The sequence below is a fragment of the Sorangium sp. So ce726 genome (assembly GCF_051521405.1).
Lineage (GTDB): Bacteria > Myxococcota_A > Polyangia > Polyangiales > Polyangiaceae > Sorangium.
Genome location: NZ_CP150349.1, coordinates 9926852 through 9942370, shown reverse-complemented (window position 1 = coordinate 9942370; position 15519 = coordinate 9926852). Strand labels below are relative to the sequence as shown.

The following is a 15519-nucleotide window of genomic DNA, read 5'->3' as shown; positions in this document are numbered from 1 at the left end:
GGCGGCCGCGGAGCGGACGCCGGGGCTCGCGGCGGAGCGTCGAGGGCGATAGCCGCGGCTGGCTCGGCTACGGCGATCCCATGTCTCGCGCTCATTTCTTTCCCTACGTTGCTCTACGGAATTTCCGCGATGGTGCGGTGAGGACCACGGCGATAGGTTCCCTACCTGCGATCCCGGTTCGTCCGCGGCAGCCGCGCGCGGAAGCTGTGCCGAGCTCCATCCCCGTGGCGGACCGGAGAGCCCACGCTCATGCTCAAGCGCCTGATCCTCATTGACGGCCCCTCTTCGAGCAGCGATGGACCCTCGATCTGCGGGACGCAGCTCCTCTCCCCGTCCGAGAGGGCGGCGCTCTCCAGGGAGTTCCCTGGCGTGGAGGTGGAGAGCGGCGCGCCCGGCCCGTCCGGAGGGGCGCTCCACGCTGTCGTCGACGCCCGCGCGTGGCGCGCGTCGGCGCTCGACCTGTGGGCGCTCGACACCCGCCTGCACGCGCTCGACGCCGGCGGCCTCTTCGACCTCCGGATCGAGGGGCTCGAGCGAGCGGGCGCCGCGCGCGCCGCCTACGAGGTCCTCACACGCTGCCAGCGCTTCATCCGCAGGAGGAACCTTGCCTCCGCGACCGCGGCCTTCGCCCGGGTCCTCGGGCGGCACCGGGAGCTCCACGACCTCGACAGGCCGCTCGTCCGCGCCGATTACGATCATGCGATCGACGTCTGGCAATGGATGCTCCGCCTCGATCCGCGCGCCGGCGTCGCCGTCCAGGCGGCGGCGCTCTTCCACGACGTGGAGCGGCTCGTCTCCGAGGCGGACGTCCGGAGAGAGCACCGGGCCCCGGACTACCAGGCGTTCAAGGACGAGCACGCGCGGCGCGGCGCGGCCCTGACGCGCGCCGCGCTCGCCGGCGTCGGGCTCGCGCCGGAGGTCCTCGACCGGATCGGCGCCCTGGTGGCGTCGCACGAGCGGCCGGGGGACGACGCCGAGCTCGCCTTGCTCAACGACGCGGACGCGCTCTCGTTCTTCTCGCTGAACAGCGCCGGGTTCCTCGACTGCTACGGGCCCGAGCACACCCGCGCCAAGGTGGCGTACACGCTTCGCCGCCTCCGGCCCGAGGCAAGGGCGCTCCTGCCGAGGATCCGCTGCCGCCCCGAGGTGGAAGCGATGATCCTCGGCGAGCCGGGCAGGCCGCCGGCGCCGGCGCCGGAGACGCAGGCATAGAGGAGGTCCGCTCCGCCATGAGGCTCGTCATCTTCGGTCTGACGATCAGCTCGTCCTGGGGCAACGGCCACGCCACGCTGTGGCGCGGCGTCGTCTCCGCCCTCGGGCGGGCCGGGCACCACGTCACCTTCTTCGAGCGCGACGTCCCGTATTACGCCGCGCACCGGGATCTGGACGCGCTCTCGCACGGCAACACGCTCCGGCTCTACACCTCGTTCGAGGACGTCCTCCCCGAGGCCAGGCGCGCCGTCCGCGAGGCCGACGCGGCGATGGTCACGTCGTACTGTCCTGACGGCGGCCCCGCGACCGACGTGGTCCTCGAGTCCGGCGCGCTCAAGGTCTTCTACGATCTCGACACGCCGGTGACGCTGGATCGCATCCAGGGCGGACAGCCGGTCGGCTACATCGGCCCTCGAGGCCTCGTCGATTTCGATTGCGTGCTCAGCTACACCGGCGGCGCGGCGCTCGATCAGCTCAAGGCGAAGCTGGGCGCCCGGCGGGTGTTCCCGCTCTATGGCAGCGCGGACCCGGCGGTGCACCGCCCGGTCCCGCCGCGGGACGGCTTCCGCGGGGATCTCTCGTACCTCGGCACGTACGCCGCCGACCGGCAGGCGGCGCTCTCCCGCCTCTTCCTCGAGGCGGCGAGGAGGCTGCCCGAGAGGCGGTTCGTCATCGGGGGCTCGCTCTATCCCGAGGACTTCCCGTGGGCGCAGAACGTCTATTACGTGCGCCACGTGGCGCCGCCGGATCACCCGGCGTTCTATTGCTCCTCGCGGCTGACGCTCAACGTGACGCGGGGGGCGATGGCGGCGATGGGCTACTGCCCTTCCGGGAGGCTCTTCGAGGCCGCCGCCTGCGGGACGCCGATCCTGAGCGACGGGTGGGAGGGGCTCGACCGGTTCTTCACGCCGGGGAGGGAGATCCTCGTGGCGGCGACCACGGACGAGGCGGCCGCGGCGCTCTCGCTCCCGGCGGGCGAGATCGCGGCCATCGCCCGCGCGGCGCGGGAGCGGGTGCTCGCGGAGCACAGCGCGGCGCGCCGCGCGGCGGAGCTCGTGACCATTCTCGAGTCGGTCTCGGCTCATTGAACGGAGTCGAGGTCGGCTCATGAAACGGAGGGACGGCGCGATGTGGGGAGTGATTCCGGCGGCGGGCCTGGGCAGCAGGATCCAGCCGCTCGCGTTCTCGAAGGAGCTGCTCCCGGTGGGGACGCGCAGGGACGGCGACGTGGAGCGGCCGCGCGCGGTCAGCGAGTACCTCATCGACCGGATGGTCCTCGCCGGCGCGACCCGGCTCTGCATGGTGATCTCGCCGGGCAAGTCCGATATCGTCGAGTACTACGGCGCGAGCGTCGGCCCGGCGCACATCTGTTATGTCGTGCAGCCGGCCGCCGCCGGGCTCTGCGACGCCATCTTCCGGTCGCTCCCCTGGATCCGGCCGGAGGAGGACGTCCTCGTGGGGCTCCCCGACACGGTGTGGTTCCCGGAGCACGGGCTCTGCTCGCTCGGCGGCGGGGCGCTCTCGTTCCTGCTCTTTCCGGTCGAGCATCCGGAGCTCTTCGACGCGGTCGTCACCGACGAGGAGGGCCGGGTGCTCGAGATCCAGGTCAAGCAGCGAAACGCGCGCTCGCGGTGGGTCTGGGGCGCCTTCAGGCTCACGGGGGCGGTGATGCAGGAGCTCCACGACCTCTGGTGCGAGCGCGGGCGGGAGGACCCGTACATCGGGACGCTGGTGAACGAGTACCTCGCCCGCGGCGGCAGCGCGCGCGCCGTGCGGGCCGGGGAGGCCTACGTCGACGTGGGGACGCTGCACGGCTACCACGAGGCCATCCAGCTCCTCAGCCGCGCCGCTGCGTGAACGGAGGGGCCATGGAGAGGTGCGTCGGAGGAGCGGCGAAGTGGACGCAGGAGCAGATCCAGGAGCGTGTGCGCGGGCTCGGGCCGTGGTTCCACAACCTCGATCTCGGCGGGGTGAAGACGGCGCCCGACCATTTCCTGGGCGACTACCCCGCGTTCAAATGGAGGGCCTTCGCCGACGCCGTCCCGGCGGATCTCACGGGCAAGACGGTCCTCGACATCGGCTGCAACGCCGGCTTCTACTCGCTCGAGATGAAGCGGCGCGGGGCGGCGCGCGTCCTCGGGATCGACAGCGACGAGGACTACCTGGCGCAGGCGCGCTTCGCCGCGGAGGTCTCCGGGGCAGACATCGAGTTCCGGAACCTCTCCGTGTACGACGTCGGCAGCCTGGGAGAGCGCTTCGATCTCGTGCTCTTCCTGGGCGTCCTGTACCACCTCCGCCACCCGCTCCTGGCGCTCGATCTGCTCCATGAGCACGTGGTCGGGCACACGCTGATCTTCCAGAGCATGCAGCGCGGCAGCGCGGAGGTGGCGCTGCTGGAGGAAGATTTCCCCTTCTCCGAGGAGGAGATCTTCGACGAGGCGGGTTATCCCCGGCTCCATTTCGTGGAGCACAGCTATGCGCACGACCCGACCAACTGGTGGGTGCCCAACCGGGCTTGCGCGGAGGCGATGCTGCGGAGCGCCGGCTTCGAGATCGTGAACCACCCCGAGCCCGAGGTCTATCTCTGCCGCCGGCGCGAGAGGGCCGCCGGTCGTCCGCCTGGCGCCGTCTACCCGGCGAGGCGAGCTTTCGAGAAGGGAGAGCTGGCGTGATCGAGGCGGTGATGCTCTGGAACGAGCCCAACAACAAGTCGCACTGGGATTTCGAGCTCGATCCCGAGTGGACGACGTATGGGACCATGGTGAAGCTCGCCGCGGACGCGATCCGGAGCGAGCGCCACTGGCTGCTGCGGGTGCTGGGCGGCATCTCGCCGATCGATCCGGGGTTCATCGCCAACATGGGGCGGCAGGGCGTGCTCGAGCACATCGACGTGGTCGCGGTGCACGGCTTCCCTCTCGACTGGAATCACTGGCAGATCCACGAGTGGCCCGCGAAGCTCGAGGAGATCCGCGGGGTGACCGACAGGCCTCTCTGGATCACCGAGGTCGGCGTCTCCACGTTCGGCGCCGAGGAGGTGCAGGAGTTCGGCCTCCGGCGGAGCGCCGAGCTGCTCCGCGGCAAGGTCGAGCGGCTCCACTGGTACAGCCTGTATGATCTGCCGCGCGCGTGGCCCGCGACGACCCGGCACCGGGAGGCCGAGGGCTCGTCGTATTACCGGCATTTCTACATGGGCCTGCTCCGCGAGGACGGGACGCCCAAGCGCGCGCTCCGGCTCTTCCCGGAGTACACCCCTGAATTCGGTCTGTGCCAGTGGTTCCACTTCGAGGACCACCGGCTCGACGACGCGGTGGCGTGGCTGAAGGAGCTCGGGGTGCGCCACCTCCGCACGGGCCTCAGCTGGGCCGACAGCTTCCGTCCCGGCGCGGAGGCCTGGTTCGACCGGCAGATGAAGGCGCTCGAGCCGTTCGAGGTGACCCTGACCTACTGCTTCACCCCGGAGCACGCCGGCGTCCGGCCCCACCACACGAGCCCTCCGCAGCGGATCGAGGAGTTCGCCGACTTCTGCGCCCGGATGACGCGACGCTACGCATGAGACGACGCCATGCGTAAATGGCCAGGGGCGGGTACGCGTCTGCTCGTCTGTCCGCGCTTTACGCGCCGTCTGGCGCGCCGCGTCGCCGTTTGGTAGTGTGGAGATCGCTGCGTTTTTCGCCAGGACGACCGCATGCACTCCAGGTGGCTCATGTCCCACGTCGCGAGCACGCCGAAGCGAAAGAGAAGACCCGAGGAGCACTGCGGCATCCCGGGGGGGCGGCCCGAGCCGCGCACCGGGCTGCGCACCAGGCGCGCGGAGGTGCTGTCGTGAACCTCGCCGTGCTGCGCCGTCAGGGCCGCTCCGCCCAGGAGCTCGCGTGGCCGCCGTTCTCGTGGCTCTCGTCGGGCCGGGCGCCGCGCTGTCTCGTCGTGCTCGCCCATCCGGACGACGAGACCATCGGGCTCGGCGCGCGGATCGGCCGGCTCAGCCCGATCGAGGTGGTCCACGTGACCGACGGGGCGCCCCGCGACGAGCGCTTCGTGCCGGCGGGCCTCGCTGGCATCGGGCGCGAGCGCTACGCCGCGCTCCGGCGCGAGGAGGTGACCCGCGCGCTGTCGGTCGGCAACGTGCCTGCGGGGCGGCTCAGGTGCCTCGGCGCGGTCGACCAGGAGGCGATCGAGGAGGCGCCGAGCCTCACCCGGCGGCTCCTCGAGCTGTTCGCCCGGACGCGGCCCGAGGTGGTGTTCACCCACCCCTACGAGGGCGGCCACCCCGATCACGACGCGGCGGCGCTCGCCGTCCACGCGGCCGCGGTGCTCGCCCTCTGGAACGGCGTCACCGCGCCGCTGATCTTCGAGGCGGCGTCGTACCACGCCGCGCGCGGCCGCCTCCTCACCGGCGAGTTCATCGCGCACCCCGGTGTCCCCGAGATCGCGCTCCGGCTCTCGGACATGGAGGCGTCGCGGAAGCGCGCCATGCTGGCTTGCTTCGCCAGCCAGCGGGAGGTGCTCGCCCCGTTCGGCGCGGAGGTCGAGCGCTTCCGGCCGGCGCCCGCGTACGATTTCCGCAGGCCCCCGCACGAGGGCCCGCTCCAGTACGAGCGCCTCGGCTTCCCGATCGACGGCGCGCGCTGGCGCCGGCTCGCGGCGAAGACGCTCACGCTGCTCGGCCTCGAGCGTGAGCTGTGCCTCTGACGGTCCTGCTCGTCGGTTATCCGCTCGCGCCCGTGGGTCCGGACGCCGTCGGCGGCGCCGAGCAGGTGCTCTCGATGCTCGACGAGGCGCTCTCGCGCGGCGGCCACCGGTCGATCGTGGTCGCCCCGGAGGGCTCCACGTGCGCAGGGACGCTGGTCGCCACGCCGGCGCCCCCGCCGGGCGCGGTCCTCGACGAGGCGGCCAGGGAGCGGGCCTTTTGCCATCACCGGAGCGCCATCGCGCTGGCCCTGGATCGGGTTCCGATCGACCTCGTCCACATGCACGGCGTCGATTTCGATCGCTATCTGCCCGAGCCGGGCGTGCCGGTGCTCGCGACCCTCCACCTCCCGCCGAGCTTCTATTCGCCTGCGGTGTTCTGTCTCGAGCGGCCGAGGACATTCCTCCACTGCGTGTCCGCGACGCAGCGGCGCGCCTGTCCGCCGGAGGCGCGGCTCCTGCCCGACATTCCCAACGGCGTCCGGCTGGAGCACTACCGGCCGCGGCGGTACAAGCGCGGCTTCGCCCTCGCGCTGGGCCGGATCTGCCCGGAGAAGGGCTATCACGTCGCCGTCGAGGCCTCGGTCCGCGCCGGCGTGCCGCTGCTCATCGCCGGCCAGGCGTTCGGGTACGAGGAGCACACGCGGTATCTCCAGGAGGTCCTGCTGCCGATGCTGCGCGGGCCCGGGCCTGCGCGGCGCTTCATCGGCCCGGTGGGCCTCGCCCGGAAGCGCCGCCTGCTCGCGGCGGCGCGGTGCCTGCTCGTCCCCAGCCTGGTGCAGGAGACCAGCTCGCTCGTGGCGCTGGAGGCGCTGGCCTCGGGCACGCCGGTGATCGCCCTGCGCGGCGCCGGCGCGCTGCCGGAGATCGTGGAGCACGGCCGGACGGGGTTCCTTGTGGACGGCGCCGCGGAGATGGCCGACGCGATGCAGATGGTCGACCGGCTCGACCCGGCGGCGTGCCGTCACGCGGCCGAGGAGCGCTTCTCGGCGGCGGCGACGGCGGCGGCGTACCTCGAGACGTACCGCCGGATCCTGCGCGAAGGGTGAGGAGGAAGAGCGGCTCAGCGAGCGTTGCAGGCGAAGACGTGCTCGATGGCGTCCACGCACATCTGCTCCGCCACCTCTCGGTTGATCCGAGCCAGCACCCGAAACCGCGTGAGCTCGGTCAAGGTCTGGTAAACGTTGACCTCGGCGATCACCTCTCCATCACCCGCGGCCTCGGCGTTGTAGAAGAGGCGGATCAGGTTGTTCGCGTTCGCCGGCACGCCCCGGAGCAGGAGGTGAAACTCGATGCTGGGGGTCTTCTCACCGACGTCATGCTCGATCCGGTAAGCGTGGCCTGACGAGGCGAGCTCACCGCCGATCGCTTCAAACGTGGGCACGAAGATGTCGGCCAGGATCCGCCGGAATTCATCGATGAAAACCTGGCGCCGATCCGGCGGGTTGGAGCCGTTCGTGCTCCGGGCCAGGCGAGCGCCGTATTTCTTTTGAATGATCCCCAGGCGGATGCGGGTAGTTTCATCGATGGCCACGTGGGTGTCCCTCAGCGGTCAGAACAGGGCGGGATCTCGGGGCGCTCTCGCGGACGACCGAGCGGCCGTCATTTGAGAAACAGAACCTTGAACTGGCCCGGGATGATGGTCGTCCCGTTCACATTGATCTGGTTGTGAAGGCCCAGACCGCTGAGCCGCGACGGCGGTTTGTTCCCAACGATGATCCCGCGAACGGGGACGGTGTGCCTCCGGGGGCCCATGTTGCGAGGGTAGACCACGCCACCAAGAACCCCAGGGTTATCGCCGGAGGAGAGGGGGATGGTGGTGCCCACGGTATGGGCGAAACCGCGCCCCAGAATCACCTTGTACACGACGCCCGTCGCCATGCTATTGGATGCAAAGTTTGGAAAGGGGACAGGGACGTTCGGCGGAATCTTGCAGACGTCCGGGATGCCAAAGTTGAGTCCACCGCCCGATGTCGTGGCAAACATGTCCGGTCACCCTACCTGGATCTGGTCGCCATCGATCTTCACGACGTGCGACGCGGTGATCTTGGCGTTCTCGCTGTGGATGGCGAGGTTGCCCTTCGCCGCATAGTCGATGCGCTCCGCGCGCACATGGTCAGCCTCTTCCACGATGCGGTAGGAGCGCTTCACCCTCTGCGACAGCCGTTCGAGCGCCGAGTCGAGGCTCCGGCCGATCAGCTTGGCCCGGTCGACCTCCCCGCGCGCCATCTTGCTGAAGAACGAGAACAGCTCCAGCGCGACGTGCCCCTCCTTGGCCTCCACACGGAAGGTCGACGCGGCCATCGAGAGGTCTTTGCCGGATACCACGTGTACACCGTCAGGCGCCGCGAGGTCCAGCGAGCCGCTCCGCAAACGGATCTGAAGATCCCCTTCGGCGACGAGGCGCGAGGGGGCGCCCTCCTCCCGCTCGAGAACGGCGAGGATGTAATGCGTGCCATTCACGGCGGTGAGGAGCACCAGATCTCCGGTCGCAGGCTCCAGCAGGCAGCTCGTCGCGCGCCTCGCGCGGACCTCGCCTTGCTCGGTCTCGACGATGTACGCGGAGCTGTCGATACGGAGCACGGCGCCGTGTTCGCCGTAGGCTTCCCGCTGGTATTGTCTCGTTCTTGCTGCGCTCTGCATGGTTTCCTCATCCGTGAGGGGTGCGTTGACTGCCGGCAGGCCTCCCAAGCACGTTGGCCTGCCAGTCTTCTGCTTCCTTGAGCTCCTGGTCGTCGCCGTAGGCCAGCGCCTTGTCCACCGGCCAGATCGTGTCCTTGTCCGTCACACGATGGAGCCGCGCGCGCGCTACCGTTGCACCGGAAAAATCGGCGAGAGACACGTCGGCATGGGAGAGGTCTGCATGGATCAGGTTTGCCTGGCAGAAGCGGGCCCCCGTGCAGATCGCCCGGTGCCAGACGCTCATTTCGAGCCGCGCGCCTGAGAGGTTCGCGGCGCTGGCACGCGCGTCGACAAAGATCGACTGGCTCAGGTCGGCCTGGGTGAGGCTCGCGTTCATCAGGGTCGCTTCGACAAAGTCGGCCTGCTGGGCGATGGCTCCATCCAATCGCGCCCCGGTCAGGTTGGCGCTCTTGAAGCTACAGTTCGACAGCGTGGCGCCTGAGAAGTCGCAACCGTGCAGGTCGGCCTTGGTGAACAGCGTCCTGCTGAGGTCCATTCGCCGGAAGTCCTTGGGCCCCAGCTGCACCTCGATCAGGATCGCCTCCACGAGGGTGATCCCCGTGAGGATGGCCTGGGACAGGTCCTGGCGGAACAAGACAACCTTGGTCAGGTTGGCCTGGGAGAAGTCGGCGCCTTCGACCTCGGCCTGGAACAGGCTGGCGTCGGTCAGGTTGGCACGGACCAACCGGGCGTTCTTGAGCGTGGCATGGTCGATGGTGGCCGACGAGAGGTTCGCTCCGGTCAGATCGGCCGATTCGAGGTCCACGCCCGCAAAGCTCGCTCCGACCAGCGAGGCGTCGGCGAGCACGGCCCCCGCGAGCGTACAGTCCATGACGGTGCCAAGGTGAAGATCCAGTCCCTTCAGGTTGGCTCCCGTGAGATCACAGCGGTGAAAAATCGCCTCGCGCACCTTGACGCCCGCGAGGTTGGCGTTGGTGAAACGGACATCCTCGAAGATCCCACCGGAGAGGTCGAGGCCCGACAGGTCGAGGCCCGACAGGTCCAGCTCCGAGACGACCTCTCCTTGCTCAATCAGCTCGCACAGCGCTTCCCTATCCATGCTGCCTCTCGGCCGGTACCACCCTGAGTCGCTTGAGGTTGGCGCCGGCAAAGCTCGTGTCGTCATCTCCAACCATCCGGTCGGCGCACACGCCAAACAGGTTGGCTTTCACGAACCTGGCCCCCCGGACGCATGCGTAGTTCATGATGCTCAGCCGCAGGTCGGCGGCGTAGAGCGACGCCTTGGTGAGGTTGGCTCGGGTCAGCATGGCTTCGGTGAGGTTCGCGCGGTCCAGGCTCGCCTCCGTCAAGTCAGCCTCATCGAGCAGCGCGCCGCGCAGGTCGGCGTCAGAGAAGTCGCTGCCAACAAGGTTCGTCCCCATCAGGTTCGCGCCGGTGAGCGTCGCGCCGGCGAAGTCTGCGCCCGCGAAGGACGAGCCCTTCACGCTCGCGAGGTCCTTTGCGATCGCGTTTCGGAAGATGGCGCGGTCGCCCTGGGCGGCGATGAAGGTGGCGTCGCTCAGATCGACGCCGGTGAAATCGACCTCGGTCACGTTCACCTCGTTGAAGGTGCACTCCGAGAGCCGCGCGCCCACGAGGCGCGTTCCCGTGAGGTCTACGCTCTGGAACATCGCCTTTTCTGCGACGATGTTTTCCAGATTGGTGTCGCAGAGATTGGCCTCGGAGAGGTCAGCCCCCGAGAGGTTGGCGCCGGATAAATCCGCTCCCCAGAGATCAGCCTTGACGAGCACGGCCTCGCCGAAATCGACGCCTCCCGTGGCCTTCACGTCCCGCAGGCACGCCGAACCAAAATTGGCCCCATCGAGCCTGGCCTCCGAGAGATCCGCCGCCTCCAGGTTTGCGTGCGCCAGGATGGCTCTTGTGAGCTTCGCCTTTCGCAAGATGCTCCCGGTGAGGAAGGCCGACTCGAGATTGGCGCCCTCGAGGTCGATTCCCTCGAGGTTGAGGTGAGAGAGGTCGGCGCCCGCGAGGTCGCACCCCGCAAAGCTCCGCCCCTCCTTGTGCCCGGCTTCCACCTCGCGGCGAAGTCGCAGGGACTCTTCGCTGCCCAGGGGCGCGGAGGCCGCCAGGAGGTGCGCGAACCGCGGCCCGTCGTCGCCCCACTCGCCGAAACGCGAAGCCTTCTGGTCCAGCTCCTCCGCAAACGCGAGGTCATCATCGTCCGCAGGCTCACCGCCCCAGGCCTCGTCCTCTGGCAGGGGGTCCCCGGCTGGCTCCTCGGGCTGGGCGTGGGCAACCTCGGGCGCCTCGTCGGGGAGGTTGTAGGTGTCGTCGAGGTCCGCGTCAGCGGCGGCCTGGGTCTCGTCCTCGAAGGCCTGCCAATCCAGCGACGACACCATCTCTTCGGTCTTCTCTGGCGTGAAGCCCTCGTTCGCCAGCGACTGCCGCATGCGCTCGCGGACCTCCGACATCCTGATCTCGCTCGGACGCTCGGCGGCGTTCTGACGCGCCTTCGAGAGCAACGCACCGACGTCGACCCCGTGCGCCTTCAGCCCGCTGCTGAGCCTGCTCTCGATCAAGCTGACCGCGGCCTCGTCGGATCCGTCCGATTCGGCGAGGGACGCAATATCGTCGGAGGGTTCTTCCTGGCCGAGGTGCGCCTCTGGATCGATGCCCTGGTCCCGCAGCTGCTTCTTGCCCCACTCCATGAGGGCATCCTGCCGGCGAAGCGCTTCGGCCTCCTCGGCGTCGTCTTCCAGGGCGGGGGTCGCCGCCGAGGCCGCAAACTCGAGGGCCTCCGGGTCCTCCTCGTGGCTCACCCCCGTGTCCGCCTGGGACCACGCGGGGCTCTCCACTTCCTCCTCCGTGCCCTCTGGGACGTCCGCGGCTTCCTCCGCCTCTTCCTCGTCCTCGTCGGCCGCGGCGGCGAGGCGCTCGGGGCCGGTCCCCGTCTCGGCGAGCTCGGCCTCGGCGGCCTCGACGTCGAGGTCCCCCTCGAGCTCGGCCTCGAGCGTTTCGACGTCGAGGTCCCGCTCGAAATCGGCCTCGGTCGGTTCGGCATCGGGGTCCGCCATGGCTTCGGCTTCGTGGACACCCGTGGCGGCGATACCGGAGCCGGCCGCAACGGCGGCCGCGCGCTTGATGGATCGAGCCGGGGTACCTCCCAGAAACCCTTCCCGCCTCAGCCTTGACGCAAGCCCGGAGAGCTGGTCATCGGGCAGCGGCGGCGCGTCCGGATCCTCGGGCTCGGGCATGAGCACGTCATCTTCGTCGTCCGGGAGATCAGGGTTTCGGGGGCCGAGCCGGGGGGTCAGGTAGTCGTGGTAATACGCGACGGGCCTGGGAGCGCCCATGGCTTCGCAGGCGACCAGCACGGCCACCACGTCCTTTGCGTCGTCCTCGGAGATCTCGATGCCGCCGCGAAAGAGAACGACTCCCCGTTCGCGGTGCGGGAACAGACGCACCGTATCGAGCTTCATCGTGGGCTCGCGGATCTCCACGCCGTCGCGCGTCTTGAGGCAGACGAAGCATCGGCTCGCGACCCCGGGAAGGGCGCTCTCGATCCGAGGCTTGTCGGGGTGCATGTTCTCGACCACGAAGGCCTCGTCGCCCCGGAAGAAGCCGTCGATCTGCTGGTCTTCCGGCGCCATGTTGAACAGCGTCGGGTCCATATCCCGCGCGAAGCCAGGGAAGCACTCGTCGCGCCACGATGCGTCGTAGGTGCCGATCTTGGAGAACCGCTGGGGCCAGGTCAGATCGTAGCTGTCGAGACCGGCGGGCGTCGGGGAATCGCTGCGTGCGTGGATGAGGTGTTTGGGCGACTCGATGTTGGGGAGCGCCGCGCTTTTGTCGCCGTGGCCCTTGCCCAGCGGGTTCCTGGCAAAACCGTTCCCGCCAAAGGCGTTTTTCCAGGTGACGGGCATCTCGGTGAAAGGCGCCGGATCCGACATGCCGAGCAGACCCCACGTTCGGTCGCCGATGACGTAGAGGCTCTTGTCGATGGGTCCGAGCTGGACGCGGACCGAGCTCGCGGGGCGAGCGACGCGCCCCGGCGGATAGCAGCGGCCCGTGACGAGGAGGTCGCCCCGGGTCTTGGGGTTGAACTCGTCGAGGAGGCCATCGTCGCCGAGGTCCTCGGTGACCATCTTCCAGACCGACGGCTCATAGAGCAGGCGGGCCGGTCGGTCATAGGAGAAGCCGACGAACGTGGTGACCACGAGGTGCGGGGTGCGCTGGTTCATGAAGACCCTGGGCATCACCCCGAGGCGCATGGGCTTGACGATTTTCATCCGACGGACTCCAGGGTAGCGGGCTCAATGGATCCTATGACTCAGCGGTGAGCGCGAGCCTGTTCCACACGCAGCAGGTGGATCACTTCACGATGTGCAAGTCCGCTTTCATGAGGTCGAGCTGGGACGCAATGCGATTGATCTCGAGCTTGGCGTTGAAGCCCTTCGCCTTGAGTTGCGACATCTTCAACTCCTTCACCTCGAGAGGGGCACGTTTGTATGCCAGCCCGTCGATCCTCTCAGTTTTCGTCCCGTAGATTTTCTCGACGCGTGACCCGATTTCGGTCTTGTAAAGGCCAGTCACCGTGCTGGAGGCGGGGCCGACGACGGTGCTCTTTCTCCAACCCCTGATCGTGGAGCGGACCCCCCCTTTGACTTTGCTGATGCTCTGACCTGTGACATCCGTGACGTTCAGGCCCTGAACCGTGGTCTCTCGCCCTCCGCGGAAGTTGCTCGTGGCGCGGCCCGTGATGTCCGTTCGTCGCGTGCCGGTGACATCGGTCTCGCTGGTGCCGTTGATCGTCGTCTTGTTCGATACGTTGACCGTCGTCGTTCGCCCACTGACGAACGTGCTCCTGTCGCGGCCCATGATCCGAGTGGCACGCCTCCCAAAGACGCGCAAGCCGCTGTTGCCCCTGATGGTGGTGGTGCGATCGCCCGCGAGCGTGTACGTGTCGTCGCCCCCGATGATCGTGCTTCGATTCCCCGTGATGGCGGTCTTTCGGTTGCCGCGGAGGATCGTCTTCTCATTGCCAAGGATGGTTGTGTGGCGATAGCCCAAGATCACGTTCTGTGAGTATCCAGCGATGAAGCTCCCGGCGTATCCCCCGACGGCGCTCAAGCTGAAGCCCCCGATCACGCTCTCGGAGATGCCCACGGTGATCGCCGTTCGGTTGCCAGTCACGATGTTCTCGGAGCTGCCTCCGATCCACACATAAGCGTGGCCCTGCGACTTGACCTCGTACGAGGCGCCGCCGTTGGGCGCCCCCATTCGGAGGTAGGTGTTGTCATAAGGCGTCGACAGCGTGACCCGCTCTTGCCCGGCCTGGTCTTCGAGCTCGAGCCGGTTCCGCCCGCCCGTCTGGATCACGTTCCGCGTGTTGTTCCCCGACGTGACCGGGCTCGGCGTGAGCGCGTTGGGCGCGACGCCGACGATGGCCGGCCGGTCAGGATCGCCCCCCTCGAAGGCGCACATGACCTCGACGCCAGCGCGCAGCGGGAAGTGGAAGCCCTCGATGCCGCCGCCATGGGGCTGGAGCATCCGGACCCAGGTCGACGCCTTCCCCCCGCTCAGGTCGCTCTCGTCGAAGAGGAACTTGATCCGGTAGCGACCATGGCTGTCGATCTGCGCGTACTCGCTGACCGCCGCGCCCTCGACGATCGCGATCTCGGTGCCGTAGATGCGCGGCCACTCGGTGACCTGCGGCGCGCGGAACTGCGTCGTCGTGGGGATGGCCTTGGCCTCCATGCGGTAGTTCTCGGTCCACGTCGTGAAGTCGCGGAGCTCGGGCATGTCCGGGGCCTGGTTGGACCAGTGCTCGACCTCGATGGCCAGGTACTTCGTGTTGAACGCGGCCCGCGGATGGTCCTCGATCTCGAAGGTGAACCCAGGGACCACCGTCGCTGCCTTGCCCATCGCCTGGTACACGACGCCGGTCGCGGAGAGGCTCTCGGCCTTGATCCGCGCCAGCCGCGCCCCGTCGCCCGCCGAGAAGAACCGCGCGCCGAACACGCTGACCTCGCCAACGCCGCTCGGGCTGACCGACGCCTGCCCGGTGACCGGTACGGCCGGCGTGGCGTAGTTGTAGTCCTTGAGGCGGACCGTGCCGGGTATGGCCTCATGCCGGCAGGTGAAGGCGTGGAAGGTGTCCTTCGCGGTGTTGGCGCCGCCCGGTTGCGGGAAATAACGAATGGGCTTGCCGCCATGGGGCTGATGGGCCGACTTGTCATCGACCAGCACCAGCGTCTCGCCGCCCTCCCCATGCTCGAAGTAATAATAGATGCCTTCGCGCTCCATCCACCGGGCGATGAACGCATAGTCGGTCTCGCGGTACTGACAGATATGCTCCTCGGGGTTGTAGGAGCCCTGGAGCTGGAGGGCGCAGTCCGTGACGCCGCCCTTTTGAAGGACGGCTTGAAGGATCGCCGGGAGGGCCTGCACGGTGAAGACGCGGCTGTGAAACGACATGGCCAGCAAGGCGAGGCGCGGGACCATGGTGGCCCGGAAGACGGACCGGCCGGCGAACTCGTTGATGAGCTCGATGCTTCCGATGACGCCGCTTCGAAGGAAGGGCTCGCCGCCGTCGCTCCGCTCCAGGGAGATGCTCACCAGCTGGCCCACGGCCGCGGCCATATCAAAGCTCTGGCCGGCATCGTTGGTCATCACGAGGTAGAGCTCGAAGCGATAGAACTTCGAGATTCCCTCGGTGCCATGAAACGCGACGAGCTTGGTGGAAGAGGGCAGGGCGCTTGATTGGACGACAAAATTGTCAGGCATGGCGAGCCTCAGGGGTGAGAAACGGCGGCAAGCAAAGACGCGCTGGCGAGTGTAGACGGAATTTGTGTCGATTGTGTGGCGAGCTACCTGCTTGTCGTTGTCTTTCGATGGCGCTGGGGCGACGGGCTCGTTACAGGTAATGTCATCCGCTGGACGACTCCCTGCTCGCGCCGATCATTCCTCGCCGTCTGT

The 15519-nt window shown here is 68.4% G+C and carries 13 protein-coding genes; 7 read left to right on the top strand and 6 right to left on the bottom strand.

The features are described from left to right. Nucleotides 1-249 precede the first annotated feature (249 nt). The 7 genes from WME79_RS37020 (at nt 250) to WME79_RS36990 (ending at nt 6947) form a co-directional block, all read left to right on the top strand. On the top strand, nt 250-1212 hold the full coding sequence (locus WME79_RS37020; protein ID WP_437524858.1) for a DUF4202 family protein: 963 nt from the start codon (nt 250-252) through the stop codon (nt 1210-1212). A gap of 17 nt (nt 1213-1229) precedes the next feature. Beyond that, nucleotides 1230-2300, top strand: coding sequence for a CgeB family protein (locus WME79_RS37015; protein WP_437524855.1), 1071 nt, complete (start codon nt 1230-1232; stop codon nt 2298-2300). A 40-nt stretch (nt 2301-2340) separates the two neighbouring features. Then, a complete protein-coding gene (locus tag WME79_RS37010) occupies nt 2341-3069 on the top strand; it encodes a sugar phosphate nucleotidyltransferase (RefSeq protein ID WP_437540013.1) in 729 nt (242 codons plus the stop codon). Nucleotides 3070-3080: 11 nt separating this feature from the next. Next, nucleotides 3081-3884 (top strand): TIGR04290 family methyltransferase, encoded by an 804-nt coding sequence (locus WME79_RS37005; RefSeq protein WP_437524852.1) that lies wholly within the window; start codon nt 3081-3083, stop codon nt 3882-3884. After that, the gene (locus WME79_RS37000) at nt 3881-4765 is read left to right on the top strand and encodes a beta-xylosidase (protein ID WP_437524849.1); all 885 of its coding nucleotides are present in this window, start codon (nt 3881-3883) and stop codon (nt 4763-4765) included. Before WME79_RS37005 ends, WME79_RS37000 begins: the two co-directional genes overlap by 4 nt. A 269-nt stretch (nt 4766-5034) precedes the next feature. Then, nucleotides 5035-5901 (top strand): PIG-L deacetylase family protein, encoded by an 867-nt coding sequence (locus WME79_RS36995; RefSeq protein WP_437524846.1) that lies wholly within the window; start codon nt 5035-5037, stop codon nt 5899-5901. Then, nucleotides 5892-6947 (top strand): glycosyltransferase family 4 protein, encoded by a 1056-nt coding sequence (locus WME79_RS36990; RefSeq protein ID WP_437524844.1) that lies wholly within the window; start codon nt 5892-5894, stop codon nt 6945-6947. Before WME79_RS36995 ends, WME79_RS36990 begins: the two co-directional genes overlap by 10 nt. Before the next feature lie 14 nt (nt 6948-6961). Here WME79_RS36990 and WME79_RS36985 read toward each other — a convergent pair whose 3' ends face one another. From WME79_RS36985 to WME79_RS36960, 6 genes are all read right to left on the bottom strand, one after another. After that, nucleotides 6962-7432 carry a hypothetical protein gene (locus tag WME79_RS36985; RefSeq protein ID WP_437524841.1) on the bottom strand — a complete coding sequence of 157 codons (471 nt, stop codon included), beginning with the start codon at nt 7430-7432 and terminating at the stop codon, nt 6962-6964. A gap of 68 nt (nt 7433-7500) precedes the next feature. Then, on the bottom strand, nt 7501-7884 hold the full coding sequence (locus WME79_RS36980; protein ID WP_437524839.1) for a PAAR-like domain-containing protein: 384 nt from the start codon (nt 7882-7884) through the stop codon (nt 7501-7503). Between the two features lie 6 nt (nt 7885-7890). Then, nucleotides 7891-8541: a DUF3540 domain-containing protein gene (locus WME79_RS36975; RefSeq protein ID WP_437524836.1), complete on the bottom strand. Its 651-nt coding sequence runs from the start codon at nt 8539-8541 to the stop codon at nt 7891-7893. Nucleotides 8542-8548: 7 nt separating this feature from the next. Continuing rightward, the gene (locus WME79_RS36970; RefSeq protein WP_437524834.1) at nt 8549-9640 is read right to left on the bottom strand and encodes a pentapeptide repeat-containing protein; all 1092 of its coding nucleotides are present in this window, start codon (nt 9638-9640) and stop codon (nt 8549-8551) included. Continuing rightward, nucleotides 9633-12830: a DUF2169 family type VI secretion system accessory protein gene (locus WME79_RS36965; RefSeq protein WP_437524831.1), complete on the bottom strand. Its 3198-nt coding sequence runs from the start codon at nt 12828-12830 to the stop codon at nt 9633-9635. Before WME79_RS36965 ends, WME79_RS36970 begins: the two co-directional genes overlap by 8 nt. Before the next feature lie 82 nt (nt 12831-12912). After that, nucleotides 12913-15327: a type VI secretion system Vgr family protein gene (locus WME79_RS36960; protein WP_437524828.1), complete on the bottom strand. Its 2415-nt coding sequence runs from the start codon at nt 15325-15327 to the stop codon at nt 12913-12915. Nucleotides 15328-15519 lie beyond the last annotated feature (192 nt).

Bases quoted from the DNA above. Each gene is read 5' to 3' on its own strand.
- WME79_RS37015 (WP_437524855.1), top strand. From the start codon at position 1,230: ATGAGGCTCGTCATCTTCGGTCTGACGATCAGCTCGTCCTGGGGCAAC.
- WME79_RS37005 (WP_437524852.1), top strand. From the start codon at position 3,081: ATGGAGAGGTGCGTCGGAGGAGCGGCGAAGTGGACGCAGGAGCAGATC.
- WME79_RS37020 (WP_437524858.1), top strand. From the start codon at position 250: ATGCTCAAGCGCCTGATCCTCATTGACGGCCCCTCTTCGAGCAGCGAT.
- WME79_RS36965 (WP_437524831.1), bottom strand. From the start codon at position 12,830: ATGAAAATCGTCAAGCCCATGCGCCTCGGGGTGATGCCCAGGGTCTTC.
- WME79_RS36980 (WP_437524839.1), bottom strand. From the start codon at position 7,884: ATGTTTGCCACGACATCGGGCGGTGGACTCAACTTTGGCATCCCGGAC.
- WME79_RS37010 (WP_437540013.1), top strand. From the start codon at position 2,341: ATGTGGGGAGTGATTCCGGCGGCGGGCCTGGGCAGCAGGATCCAGCCG.
- WME79_RS36960 (WP_437524828.1), bottom strand. From the start codon at position 15,327: ATGCCTGACAATTTTGTCGTCCAATCAAGCGCCCTGCCCTCTTCCACC.
- WME79_RS36975 (WP_437524836.1), bottom strand. From the start codon at position 8,541: ATGCAGAGCGCAGCAAGAACGAGACAATACCAGCGGGAAGCCTACGGC.
- WME79_RS36970 (WP_437524834.1), bottom strand. From the start codon at position 9,640: ATGGATAGGGAAGCGCTGTGCGAGCTGATTGAGCAAGGAGAGGTCGTC.